This is a genomic window from Pseudomonas bharatica (genome assembly GCF_048586865.1).
Classification (GTDB): Bacteria; Pseudomonadota; Gammaproteobacteria; order Pseudomonadales; family Pseudomonadaceae; genus Aquipseudomonas; species Aquipseudomonas bharatica.
In genome coordinates this window covers 42,632-55,174 of sequence record NZ_JBMAWR010000005.1, presented here as the reverse complement: position 1 = coordinate 55,174, position 12,543 = coordinate 42,632, and the positions used below count along the sequence as shown (strand labels likewise).

General features: G+C 64.2%; 11 protein-coding genes. 3 read left to right on the top strand and 8 right to left on the bottom strand.

The window, feature by feature from the left end; all coding sequences use genetic code 11:
• Positions 1 to 2: 2 nt before the first annotated feature.
• From ACKLLE_RS08265 to radA, 6 genes are all read right to left on the bottom strand, one after another.
• A complete protein-coding gene (locus ACKLLE_RS08265) occupies positions 3 to 1,769 on the bottom strand; it encodes a type I secretion system permease/ATPase (protein WP_420057571.1) in 1,767 nt (588 codons plus the stop codon).
• A 169-nt stretch (positions 1,770 to 1,938) separates the two neighbouring features.
• On the bottom strand, positions 1,939 to 2,544 hold the full coding sequence (locus ACKLLE_RS08260; RefSeq protein ID WP_009398960.1) for a heme acquisition protein HasA: 606 nt from the start codon (positions 2,542 to 2,544) through the stop codon (positions 1,939 to 1,941).
• 101 nt (positions 2,545 to 2,645) lie between these two features.
• Positions 2,646 to 5,321, bottom strand: coding sequence for a TonB-dependent receptor (locus tag ACKLLE_RS08255; protein WP_420057706.1), 2,676 nt, complete (start codon positions 5,319 to 5,321; stop codon positions 2,646 to 2,648).
• Positions 5,322 to 5,631: 310 nt separating this feature from the next.
• On the bottom strand, positions 5,632 to 6,630 hold the full coding sequence (locus tag ACKLLE_RS08250; protein ID WP_420057570.1) for a FecR family protein: 999 nt from the start codon (positions 6,628 to 6,630) through the stop codon (positions 5,632 to 5,634).
• Positions 6,631 to 6,698: 68 nt separating this feature from the next.
• Positions 6,699 to 7,202, bottom strand: a complete 504-nt coding sequence (locus ACKLLE_RS08245; RefSeq protein WP_009398957.1) for an RNA polymerase sigma factor — start codon at positions 7,200 to 7,202, stop codon at positions 6,699 to 6,701.
• An 82-nt stretch (positions 7,203 to 7,284) separates the two neighbouring features.
• Positions 7,285 to 8,655 (bottom strand): DNA repair protein RadA, encoded by a 1,371-nt coding sequence (gene radA, locus ACKLLE_RS08240; protein ID WP_420057569.1) that lies wholly within the window; start codon positions 8,653 to 8,655, stop codon positions 7,285 to 7,287.
• Positions 8,656 to 8,823: 168 nt separating this feature from the next.
• On the opposite strand from radA, the gene mscL reads away from it, so the two are divergent.
• A complete protein-coding gene (mscL, locus tag ACKLLE_RS08235) occupies positions 8,824 to 9,237 on the top strand; it encodes a large-conductance mechanosensitive channel protein MscL (protein ID WP_009398955.1) in 414 nt (137 codons plus the stop codon).
• 103 nt (positions 9,238 to 9,340) lie between these two features.
• Here the strand turns inward: mscL and ACKLLE_RS08230 are convergent, their stop codons facing one another.
• Positions 9,341 to 10,117, bottom strand: coding sequence for a ferredoxin--NADP reductase (locus tag ACKLLE_RS08230; RefSeq protein ID WP_064303562.1), 777 nt, complete (start codon positions 10,115 to 10,117; stop codon positions 9,341 to 9,343).
• Between the two features lie 247 nt (positions 10,118 to 10,364).
• Here ACKLLE_RS08230 and ACKLLE_RS08225 point away from each other — a divergent pair, with 247 nt between their 5' ends.
• Together ACKLLE_RS08225 and ACKLLE_RS08220 are read left to right on the top strand one after the other, a co-directional pair.
• A complete protein-coding gene (locus ACKLLE_RS08225) occupies positions 10,365 to 11,069 on the top strand; it encodes an autoinducer binding domain-containing protein (RefSeq protein ID WP_420057567.1) in 705 nt (234 codons plus the stop codon).
• Between the two features lie 84 nt (positions 11,070 to 11,153).
• Complete coding sequence (locus tag ACKLLE_RS08220; RefSeq protein WP_420057566.1) at positions 11,154 to 12,278, top strand: methyltransferase; 1,125 nt, start codon at positions 11,154 to 11,156, stop codon at positions 12,276 to 12,278.
• Positions 12,279 to 12,387: 109 nt separating this feature from the next.
• Here ACKLLE_RS08220 and ACKLLE_RS08215 read toward each other — a convergent pair whose 3' ends face one another.
• Positions 12,388 to 12,543 carry a DUF2474 domain-containing protein gene (locus ACKLLE_RS08215; protein ID WP_420057565.1) on the bottom strand — a complete coding sequence of 52 codons (156 nt, stop codon included), beginning with the start codon at positions 12,541 to 12,543 and terminating at the stop codon, positions 12,388 to 12,390.

Sequence of the window (12,543 nt, the reverse complement as noted above, 5' to 3'; positions counted from 1 at the left end):
GATCAGGCTCTCGGTGTGCCGTAGCTCATGCTGACGCTGGCCGGGCTGCGCAACGCGGTGGGGCCGGGGACCACGGCGGGACGGGCGGCTTTCTGCAGGTCCTGGAGCACCCGCACGGTGGGCCCGAAGGCCTGCAACTGGCCGTTCTGCAGGACCAGCAACTTCTCCAGGCCAGACAGCAATGCCGGCTTGTGGGTGATCAGGATCAGCGTGCGACGCGCTTCGCGCACCTTGGCCACCGCTGCGAGCAAGGCCTGTTCGCCGGCTTCGTCGAGGTTGGAATTGGGCTCGTCGAGGACGATCAGCGCAGGCAGCCGGTACAACGCCCGGGCCAGGCCGATGCGCTGGCGCTGGCCACCGGAAAGACCGCTGCCGCCCTCCCCCAGCACGGTGTCGTAGCCCGCCGGCAGCTTGAGGATCATGTCATGCACCCCGGCCAGTTGCGCGGCAGCGACCACGGCATCGGCATCCACCTCGCCAAGCCGGGCGATGTTCTCGGCGATGCTGCCGGCGAACAGTTGCACGTCTTGCGGCAAGTAGCCGATGTGCTGGCCGAGCAGGCTTTTGTCCCAGCGTTGCAGGTCGGCGCCATCGAGGCGCACCTTGCCGTCGAAGGGATTGGCAGCACCCACCAGCAAGCGGGCCAGGGTCGACTTGCCGGAGCCGGACGCACCGATGATGCCCAGGGAATCGCCGGGCTCGAGAGCAAAGGCGAGATTGCTCAGGCAAGGTTTGCGCGTTCCCGGCAGCAGCGCGGTAACCTGCTCGACGCACAGGCGGCCGCTGGGCGCCGGCAGCGGCATGCCGTCGGGACGCGGCGGCCGGGCCTGCAACAATTCAGTGAGGCGGACATAGGCCTGGCGTGCCGAACCCCACTGGCGCCACACCGCGATCAACTGGTCGATCGGCGCCAGCACCCGGCCCATCAGGATCGAGCCGGCGACCATCATCCCCGGGCTGACCTGCTTCTCCAGCGCCAACCAGGCACCGAGACCAAGGACCAGGGATTGCAGGGTCAGGCGCAGGCTCCTGGACACGGCGGCCACCGCGGCAGCGCGTTCGCTGCCATGGTTTTGCAGACCGAGAAAGCCATGGTGCAGCACAGTCCAGCGCTGGCGCACCGCATCGAGCATGCCCATGGCTTCCATGGCCTCGGCGTTGCGCAGGTTGCCGCTAGCCTGCGCACCGGCCTGCTGGGAGAGTCGCCCGGCGTCGGCGAACGGCTTCTGCGTCAGGCGTTCGTTCAAGCATGCCAGGGCAATCAGCAGCAGCGCGCCGGCCAGCGCCATCAACCCCAGCCAGGGGCTGAACAGGAACATCACCGCGAGGTAAACCGGAAACCACGGCGCATCGAAGAAGGCGAACAGTGCCTGGCCGGTGGCGAACTGACGCAGGCTGGTCAGGTCTGCCAGCACTTGCCCGGCGGCCCCCTTGCTGCCGGCCAGGCTGGCTTCATAGGCGGCCTGGAACACCCGGGGATTGAGGCCCAGGTCCATCTGCGTGCCGAGGCGGATCACCACCAGGCTGCGCACCCACTCCAGCAAGCCCATGAAGACGAACAGGCCAACGACCATCAGGCTGAGCATGAGCAGGGTCATCTCGTTGCCCGAGGACAGCACCCGGTCGTAGACCTGCAGCATGTACAGGGCCGGCGCCAGCATCAGCAGGTTGATCACCGCCGTGAACAGGCCGACATTGGCAAAGCCGGCGCGGCAGGCCTTGAGCGCCTGGCGCACTTCGTTGTTGGCCGAAACGGGAGCGGTTCCCATTGCTTGGATTCCTCGCAAACGGCGACGGCGGGCGATTGCAATCGCCGCACCCTCGCCACAGAATTCTCACCACCGCAGCCTGGGCCCGGCAAAGACACGGGCTGCGGGGTAAATGCAGCAGATCAGCGAATGCCAGGGCGACCTGCCATTCGCTTTTTATTGCCCGCTATCAGGCCGCCAGGGCGAGGTCGTCCACCTGCGCCTGGACGCCGACGGCGGTGGCCGAGGCCGCATTCAAGGCCGCGGTGATTTCGGCGAAGGTGTTGTCGGTAGACACGCTGTAGCTGGCCAGCAGGCTGTCGAGCACGCCTTCCAGGGCGGAGGTGTTGCCCTGCATCAGGCCGTAGATCACTTGGTGCACCTCGTTGCCGGTGCGGCCGGCGCCCAGCACCGAGTCCAGGTCCAGGCCGGAGAAGGTCACAACGTCGTTGCCCAGCGCGAAGTTGCTGCCGTTGCCACCGGACAGGTCGTAGCCCAGGGAAACGTTGTCCAGCGAGCCATACAGGTAATGGTTCTGGTTGCTGCTGGCCGGCAGGGCCGGGTTGAACACGTAATGCAGGCCATTGGCGGTATCGCTGCCGGCAATGAATGCGTAGTCCGAACCGTTGGCGCCGTGGGTGGCGTACTGGCTACCGTTGAAACCGCCGTTGTTGAAACCACCGGTGTTGCTGGTGCCATGGCCTGCGGTGGCGAATCCGGTGGCCCACTCCGCCAGGTACTCGTCGACGGTGTAGTTGGCGAAAATGGCGGCATCGTAAGTAACGGAAATGCTCATGACTGTTCCTCTGAACGTTGGGGTGGATTGACGAAGGCGCCTGCCTTCGTTTTTGTCCCGAAGGACAAAAGCGTTGCCAGCGGCCCGAGGGCCGTGTCATTTCAGAATCGGTATTCCAGCATTCCGGTCAGGGTGCGACCCCGAGCCAGGGACAGGTTGTTGACATCGCCCATGGCCACGAAATAGGCCTGGTCGGTGGCGTTCTCCAGGGCCAGCGACAGGTTCACCTGTGGCGTCATCCAGTAGCTGGCGAAAAGGTCGTAGACCTTGTATTTGGGCCACAGCGCCTGGTCGAGGGTGGCGTAGCCGGGGGTGTCGAGGTTGGCGCCATTGCCCTTGCTGTAGCGCAGGCGACCACCGACATCCAGGGTGTTGTCGAAGAAGCGCATGCCCAGGGTCAGCGAGCCACGGTCGGCGGGCATGTAGGTGGCATTGCCCATGATGTTGCCGCAGGTGATCTGGTTGCTCATGGCGTCGTTGGCCTGCGCCTCGCTGACCGGGAACTGGCGCATCACGATGCGGTTGCCAACCTGCACGGGGCGGGTCACGGTGCCGACCCTGACCACCTGCTTGGCGCCGCCCATGTAGAACTGCCGGGAACAGAAATCGTTACTGCCGATCATGTGGGTGTAGGCCAGGCGTCCGTACCAGGCCCCGGCGTCGTAGTCCAGCGAGTACTCGACGCCCCGAAAGCGCGTGGTTTCCTCGTTGTTCTGGTAAGCCATGCGGCCCAGGCCGGTGCCCGAGGAGGTTTCATCCGGCAGATTGACGTTGACGTCGAGGAACGAGAAGTTGTCGATCCGGGTATCGAAGTAGGCCACCTTCAGGCCGAAGCGGTCACCGTCGCGCAACAACGACTCGCGGAAGATGTTGAAACCCAGCTCCCAGTCGTGGGACGTCTCGGGCTTGAGGTATGGATTGGGGTAGACCATCTCGGAGGCGTTGCCTGCGTGCGGGCGCCCGGTCATGAACACTTCGGTGACCGCCGGCGAGCGCCAGCCTCGACCCCAGCGGGTGTACAGCTGCAGCCAATCGACACCCGGTTTTACCGCGATGCCGAAGGTCGGCGAAAAATGCCCCTGTTCCGTCGTGTCATCGAAGAGCAGGGTTTGGCGGGTCTTAGTCGAAGCAGCACCTTCCCAGGTGCCCTCGGGGTACATCCACAGGGTCATGCCACTGGCGCCACTGAGGCGATAGCGGTCATAGCGCAGGCCGGCGTCGAGGGTCAGCCAGTCGCCGTGCTCATATTGAGCATTGGCGAACAGGCTGGCGGTCAGCTTCTTGCCCTCCGGCGTAGCGCCCTCGACATATGGCAGCGCCTGCTCGTTGGTCGCGGCCACGCGATCGGTCGCCGGCTTGAAGCGGTCTTCGAAGAGTTCGGTGCCGTAGTTGATGGTCAGCTTGTCCGCCGCGCCGATATAGAAGCGCGAGGTGTTCTGCAGTTGCAGGCCCCAGGTGTCGGTCTGGAAACGGTCGTTGTATGCGCCGAACCAGTTGCCGCTGCCGGGGCTGGCGGTGCTCGCGGCGTTCCAGCGATCCATGCGGGTGCGCACGAAATAGACCTTCGCCTGCACATCGATCAGGTCGTTGTCGGGCGTGAAGCTGTAATCGATCGAAGCGTTCTTCGCGTTGAGGTCGGTGGCGCCGCTGCGCTGGTAGTAAAAGGCGCTGAGATCATCGGTCGGCCAGGTCCAGGCATCCTTGCTGTCGGTGTCGGTCTCGATGTAGTTGAACTGCAGGCGCTGGTCCTGGGGCAGGTTGACGCCGAGCTTGAACAGCCGCGAGCGGGTCACGCTGCCCATGTCGCCGACCTCGCTTTCCAGCCAGTTTTCCCACGCCTGGGGCCAGACTTCACGGGCACGGATCTGGGTGCCCAGGTTGTCCTTGTCGTTGGTACCGGCGCGGTAATCGCCGAAGTGGCGTTCGCTGACGCCAAGCAGCAGGTCGCCTACTTCATTGCCGAAGGCGAACAGCGCGCTGCCATTGAAGTAGGTGCCATTGCCCAGCTCGCCAATACCGTGACCGGCACGGATACGACCACCGTACTCCTTGTCCGGCCCAAGGAATTCGCTGGCCTGCACGGTATTGAAGCTGGCAATGCCACCGAGCACGCCGGCGCCGCCCATGCCCGATTGCGAGCCCTTTTCGATTTCCACCGAGCTGACGAACTCCGGGTCCACCACCATGATGCCGTTGCGCTGCTGATGGCCGTTGACATTGAAGTTCTGGCGCATGCCGTCGATGTTCATGTTGACCCGACCGTAGTCCTGCACGCCGCGGATGTTCACCGACAGGCCGGGGTCGCGCTGGTTGACCGCGGTATAGACACCGGCGGTTTCCTCCAGCATGTCGGCGGCGTGGCGGGGCGGGCGCTTGTCGATCTGCTCGCGGGTGATCACCGCCACCGAGCGCGGCGCGGTGTAGACCCAATCGCCGTCACTCACCGAGCGGATCCGCGTGGCGCCCAGTTCCAGGGCCTTGCCGTCATCGCTCAGGCGCTCCAGGCCGACCTGGTCATTGCCGCCGAAGCGATAGCGCACCGGGTTGGCCCCCAGCAGCAGGGCCAGGCCCTCGCGCGAGGTATGTTCGCCGTGCAGGCCTTCGCTGCGCAGGCCGGCCAGCTTGCGGCTGTCGAAGAACACCTGGACCTTGGCCTGCTCGGCGAAGGCCAGCACGGCGCTATCGAGGGGCTGGGCCGGGATATCGAAACGGATCAGGGCGCTGCGCTGGCTCGCGTCCGGGCCCGGCTCGGCCGCCTGTACCACGCCGATCCCCATCGGCAGGGTGCAGACGCTCAGCAGCAGATTGCAGGCCAGGGCAATCCGGTTGAGGTGCAAGGGTCGTTGTTGTGGAGTGGTCACTTCAGGTGGCTCGCTGTGTTGGCATTTTCTAGTAATGAAAATCAATCTCAACAATCAGACGAGCGGGGTGGGGAAAGTCAGTAAATAAATTTTGGGGAATTTTCAGCAGGGGGATTTTCGAGGGCCTCATCGCTGGCAAGCCCGCTCCCACAGGGTCAGCGGTGCATGCAATCCTTGTGGGAGCTGGCTTGCCAGCGATTACGCCCGAAAGAGCGACGAAAAGTTTTCAATAGATCAAGGTCAGCCCAGGCAAATCGACCCGCTTCACCTTCAGCTCTTCGGTCAGCATCACCAGCGCCTGGTCCAGGTTGTCCAGGCGGAACATGCCACTGACCTCGCGCCGCGCCAGCGCCGAATCGGTAATGACCACATGCCCGCCACGGTAGCGGTTGATCTGTTCGGCTACCTTCGCCAGCGGCTCGCGCTCGAAGATCAGCAGCCCGCGCTGCCAGGCACTGGCGCGGCGTACATCCTGTTCCGGCCAGGCGCGGATGCCATGCTGCGAGTCGTAGCGCAGGCTCAGGCCCTCCTCTAGCACCCGCTCGGCAACGCCGCTGGCCGGCGGCTCGAGCAGGCTCACCCGGGTGCTGTGCTCGAGCATGCCGACCCAGCCACCCTGCCCTTCCCCACCGACCACGAAGCGCGTGCCAAGCGCACGGGTCGTGGCGCCGGCGTATTCGACGACGAAAGGCCGCGTTTCCTTGCCACCGATCGGCACTGCGTCGAACAGCGCATCCCCCGACCACAAGCGCACGCGCCGCTCGCTATCGCTGTAGGCCAGGCTGATGGCGCTGCCACTGTCGAGGTCGACCTTGCTGCCATCGGGCAGGACGACCAGGCGGATTTCCCCACGACTGGTGACGTAGTCGGCGTTCAGGCGCTGGACGGTATCCGGCCCGCGAACCACGGCGAACACCGCCAGCAGCACCGCCGCCGCACTCGCCGCCAGGCGCAGACGCGACCGGCGACGCCGGCCAGTGACCGGCCGCGGCAGTTGCGGCAGCAGCAGCGCCGCAGGCTGCGGCTCGTCCAGGGATCCCAGGCGCCCAAGATCGGCCCAGGTCGCCCGGGCGAACGCCAACGCCCGCGCATGACGCGGATCGCGTTCACGCCATTCGGCCAATGCCTGTTCCTGCCCGGGGCTCAGGCATCCGGCCTCCAGCAATACCGCCCACTCGGCGGCCTGCTCGCGAATCGCTTGCTCTGGCGGGATCTGGCTGCTCACACGGTTCTCTCGAATTCTGCTTATGTAAGGGCTGACGTCCGAAGGCGTATTTCCCAGTAAACCGTTCGTCATCCCGGTTCCTGAAGACACTGCATGACATAGGCCAAGGCCTTGGAAAGGTGCTTCTGCACCGAGCTGTCGGAAATATCCAGGCGCCTGGCAACCTCGGCGTGGGTCAAGCCCTCGAGGCGGTTGAGGCGGAAGATTTCCCGGGTTCGTGGCGGCAGCTCGTTCATCGCCGCACGCAGACGGCGCATATGCTGCTCGGTCGCCGTGCTGTCTTCAAGGCCGGGGCTGTCTTCGACGATGCCTTCGAGGGCTTCGTGGGGAACCAGGTCGGTCTTGCGCCGCTGTTGCTGGCGCAGGTGATCGATCATCAGGTTGTGCGCCGTGCGATAGAGATAGGCCGGCGTGTTGTCGATGCGCTCGCCGGCCTTCTGCTCGACCAGGCGCAGGAAGCTTTCCTGCACCAGGTCGGCGGCCAGTTGCGGGTCGCGTACCTTGCGTGTGAGCAGGCCCTGCAGGCTTTTCGCGTGCTTGAGGAACAGGCGCTTGAGGTCGGACTCCGCCACGCGAACTCCAGAGGGCTATCGGGATGGAGGCGCCATGCTACTCGCTAGTGAGAATCACTTGCAAGAAGACCTCGCCGCCGCCCTACTCCTCGAAGAGTGCGTCGAGCGCCTGCTCCAAACGAGTAACGGCGATCACCTGGAGGCCCGCCGGCGCTTCCTTCGGCGCGTTGCCCTTGGGCACGATGGCACGCTTGAAGCCGTGCTTGGCAGCTTCCTTCAAGCGCTCCTGGCCGCTCGGCACCGGGCGCACCTCGCCTGACAGACCGATCTCGCCGAACACCAGCAAGCCCTGGGACAGTGGCTTGTTGCGCAGGCTGGACATCACGGCCGCGATCAGCGCCAGATCGGACGCGGTCTCCAACACCTTGACCCCGCCAACCACGTTGAGGAACACGTCCTGGTCATGCGTGGGGATCCCGCCATGCCGATGCAGGACCGCCAGCAGCATGGCCAGGCGGTTCTGGTCGAGGCCGAGGGTCACCCGGCGCGGGTTGGCCAGGTGACTGTCATCCACCAGGGCCTGGACCTCCACCAGCATCGGCCGGGTACCCTCCCAGGTGGCCATGACCACGCTGCCCGGCACTTCCTCCTGGGTCCGGGTGAGGAAGATCGCCGAGGGGTTGGACACTTCCTTCAGGCCGCGATCGGTCATGCCGAACACGCCGAGTTCGTTGACCGCGCCGAAGCGGTTCTTCACCGCCCGCAGCAGGCGCAGGCGGCCATCGGATTCACCTTCGAAATACAGCACGGTATCGACCATATGCTCCAGCACCCGCGGGCCGGCCAGGGCGCCTTCCTTGGTGACGTGGCCGACCAGGAAGATCGCCGTGCCGCTCTGCTTGGCGTAGCGCACCAGCAGCGCCGCGCTTTCACGCACTTGGGCAACACCGCCGGGGGCCGATTGCAGTTGCTCGGTGAAGATGGTCTGGATCGAGTCGATCACCATCACCTTGGGCTTTTCGCTGCGCGCGGTGGCGATGATGCTTTCAATGCAGGTCTCGGTCATCACCCGCAGCTTGTCCAGCGGCAGGCCCAGGCGGCGACCACGCATGGCCACCTGTTGCTGGGACTCCTCGCCGGTGACGTACAGCGCCGGCATGCGCGCGGCGATGTGGCAGAGGGTCTGCAGGAGGATGGTGGATTTGCCGATCCCGGGATCGCCGCCGATCAGCACCACCGAGCCGTCCACCAGGCCGCCGCCCAGGACGCGGTCGAGTTCGGCGCTGGCGGTGGAGAAGCGCGGGATCTCGTCGATGGAGACTTCGGCCAGGGTCTTGATCTGCGCCTGCTGCCCGGCCCAGCCAGTGCGCCCGCTGGGCGCCGCCGCCCCGCCGCTTTCGATCATGGTCTCGGTGAGGGTGTTCCAGGCGCCGCATTCACTGCATTGGCCGGCCCATTTCGGGAAGGTCGCACCGCACTCGGTGCAGCCGTACAAGCGCTTGGCCTTGGCCATGGGCAATCTCCTGGAAAAAGTCGCCATGATAGCCGCCGTGCCGGGAAAGGTGCCAATCACGACCAAACCATTGGCTATCAGCGGGGTCATTTGTTGCGACGCAGCGCATTAAGCCAGCAGCTGAATTACACTGCGTTGACCCCTTTCAATTGTTACAAGGAATAAACCATGGGCCTGATCAGTGAATTCAAAGCCTTTGCGGTCAAGGGCAATGTCGTCGATATGGCCGTCGGTATCATCATCGGCGCGGCATTCGGCAAGATCGTTTCTTCTTTCGTCGGCGATGTGGTGATGCCGCCGTTGGGCCTGTTGATTGGCGGGGTGGACTTCAGTGACCTGGCAGTGACGTTGAAGGCCGCCGAGGGCGATGCACCGGCGGTGGTGCTGGCCTATGGCAAGTTCATCCAGACGGTGGTGGACTTCGTGATCGTGGCGTTCGCGATCTTCATGGGTGTCAAGGCGATCAACCGCTTGAAGCGTGAAGAAGCCGTCGCGCCGTCGGTGCCACCTGCGCCGACGCCGCAGGAGACGCTGCTGACCGAGATCCGCGATTTGCTGAAACAGCAGAACAATAAACCCTAAGGTTTACACGTACCCTGTGGGAGCGGGTTCACCCGCGCTACGGTAGTGAATTCACCGACGTCATCGCGGGTGAACCCGCTCCCACAGGGGTCAGCGTACAGACTTACCAGTAAGTCTCGACCGCCACCTGCCCCGGCCGCCGGCTCAGGCTCAGGTTCAAGCCACGTGCTTTGAGCACCTGCCGGGTGTCGTCGATCATCTGCGGGTTGCCGCACAGCATCACCCGCGAATGCTCGGGGCTCAGTTCCAGGCCCGCTGCCCGCTCCAGCTCGCCGTTCTCGATCAGGGTGGTGATCCGCCCGTTCAAGGCTCCCGGATGCTGCTCACGGGTCACCACCGGAATGAACTGCAACTTGCCGGCATGTTCGGCCAGATACTCACGCTGCTCCAGGCCGGCGATCAGGTCCAGGTAGGCCAGTTCACGGGCTTCGCGCACCGAATACACCAGCTTGATGGTTTCGAAGCGCTCCCAGGCTTCGAAGTCCTGAAGGATCGAAAGGAACGGCGCGATCCCGGTGCCGGTCGCCAGCAACCAGAGATCACGGCCATCGACGAACCGGTCCAGGGTGAGGTAGCCGAACGCCTGGCGATCGACCAGCAACTCGTCGCCCTCGCGCAGACGGCTCAGTTCGCTGGTGAACTCGCCGCCGGGCACGACGATGGAATAGAAGTCCAGATGCTCGTCGAACGGCGACGAAACCATCGAATACGCCCGCCAGACCACACTGCCGTCGGCCTTGGCGACGCCCAGGCGAGCGAACTGGCCAGCACGGAAACGGAAACCGGCATCGCGGGTGGTACGCAGGCTGAACAGGCTGGACGTCAGCGGCTGGACGTCGAGCAGGGTCTGGCGGGTGTATTTCTCCGCGCTGGCAGTCATGGTTCGCTCCATAAATCAGGTGCGCCCAGTTTCGCCCAAAGCCGTATGAATAAACACCACCGGTTTGTAGTGGCTTGAGAGATGAAGACGGAAACGCATACACATCGCGTTTACCCCAACCAAGCGTTACCGACCATGATCTGGATCAAGTTATAGCGAAAAAAACCAATCATCTTGTAGGACGATTCCTATACTCAGCAGACGAAAAAGCGCAAGTTGGATCCATTTAAAAGGGAGCGACACTCAAATGGCGCATTGGAAGCAAGAGCAGCTCGAAAGCCTGATCGCGGAGCAGGAACCCGAGCGCATCTTCGAATCCGCCCTGTCGCTGGCGCAGCAACTGGACATGGAGTACCTGAGCCTGGTGGTACAGAGCCAGGCCAGCGGGATGACCGCGCAGATCATCATGTTCAACAACTATTCGGCCGAGTGGAACGCTCATTACCAGGCGTGCAACTACCTCGCCCAGGATCCGACCTTTCAGCACTGCCGCCACTCGCTGATTCCCCTGCTCTGGGAAGACGCGGTATTCGTCGAAACGCCGCAACTGCGCGAAGACGCCAGGACTCATGGGCTGACCCATGGCTGGAGCCAGGCCGCGCACGATATCCGCGGCAACAACAGCATGCTCAGCCTGGTGCGCAGCACAGGGGCGATCGACAGCTGCGAGTTCTACGACAAGACCGGCCAGGCCCTGTGGCTGTGCAATGTCATGCATACCGTCATGGTCGAACGCATCAACCCGTTGCGCCCCAACGGCTTCGGCCTTTCCGACCGCGAGCGCGAAGTGCTGAAATGGTCCGCAGCGGGCAAGACCGCATCCGACATCGCCTGCATTCTCACCCTGTCGCAAAGCACGGTGAACTTTCATATCCGTAGCGTCATCACCAAGATGCGCGCCAACAACAAGGCCGGCGCCGTGGCCATCGCCGCCATGCATGGACTGCTCTGACCCCGCTATACGGCAAAGCCCTGTAGAATCGGCGCCTGTCTGACACTGCCCGGCAGTGCCACCCATGCCCCAGAGCCTCGTACCATGCCTTTGCTGACCAGCCCCTTCGCCGAACTCGACCTGATCCGCCAACCCGAATACGCCAACGATCCACTGCAAGCGTTCGACGCCGCGGACGAATACCTGCTGGAGCATCTGGCGGCCCGCAACCTGCCGGCCAACGCCCGGGTGCTGGTACTCAACGACAGCTTCGGTGGCCTGGCGATCAGCCTGCGCGAGCGTTTCCCGGTGACCAGCAGTGGCGATTCGTTTCTTGCCCGCCTGGGCCTGGAAAAGAACCTTCCGCGCAATGGCCAGCCGTGGGATGGCGTAGCCTTCGTGCCGTCCAGCGAAGCGTGGCAGGGGCCTTTCGATCATGTATTGGTGCGGGTGCCAAAGACCCTGGCGCTGCTGGAAGAGCAACTGATCCGCCTGCAAGGGCACCTGGCCCCAGGCGCGAAGGTGGTGGCCGGGGCGATGATCAAGCACCTGCCGCGGGCTGCAGGTGACTTGCTGGAGCGGTACATCGGCCCGATGCAGGCATCCCTGGCCCAGAAAAAGGCGCGCCTGCTGGTCGCCACCTTCGAAGAAAAACCTCGCGCCAGCTCGCCCTACCCGACCCGCTACCGGCTGGACAAGCCAGCGCTCGAGCTGGTGAATCACGCCAACGTGTTCTGCCGCGAAGGCCTGGATATCGGTACTCGCGCCCTCCTCCCGCACTTGCCGCGCAACCTGGGCAGTGCGCGGGTCGCCGACCTTGGCTGCGGCAACGGTGTATTGGCGATCGCCAGTGCATTGGAAAACCCGCAGGCGCACTACACGCTGGTGGACGAGTCGTACATGGCGGTGCAATCGGCGCAGGAAAACTGGCGAGCGGCCCTGGGCGAGCGCGAAGCGCAGATCCGTGCGGCCGATGGGCTGGCCGGACAGGCCGAGCAATCGCTGGATGTGGTGTTGTGCAACCCGCCGTTCCACCAGCAGCAGGTGGTCGGCGACTTCCTCGCCTGGCGCATGTTCCAGCAGGCCCGGGAGGCGCTGGTGGTGGGTGGTGCCCTGTATATCGTCGGCAACCGGCACCTGGGCTATCACACCAAGCTGGCGCGGCTGTTCCGTGGGGTGGAACAGGTAGCGGCGACGCCGAAGTTCGTGGTGCTGAAAGCGCGGAAATAAGCGCTGGTGCTACTGGCCTCATCGCCGGCAACGCCGGCTCCCACAAGGTAAGGTGGTGTACTCCATTCCTGTGGGAGCCGGCGTTGCCGGCGATAGCAACGACACAAGGTCAGTGGGTACTCAACCCCGCCGCACTCATGAACATCCGCATCAGCCACGCCACCACCGCCAGGCTCGCCACGCTCAGCGTCCAGATCAGCGCCAGCCAGCCGAGCCGCTGCCACAGCGGCTTCTTTTCCGGCTCGAAGGTGTGTTTCCCGGTCAT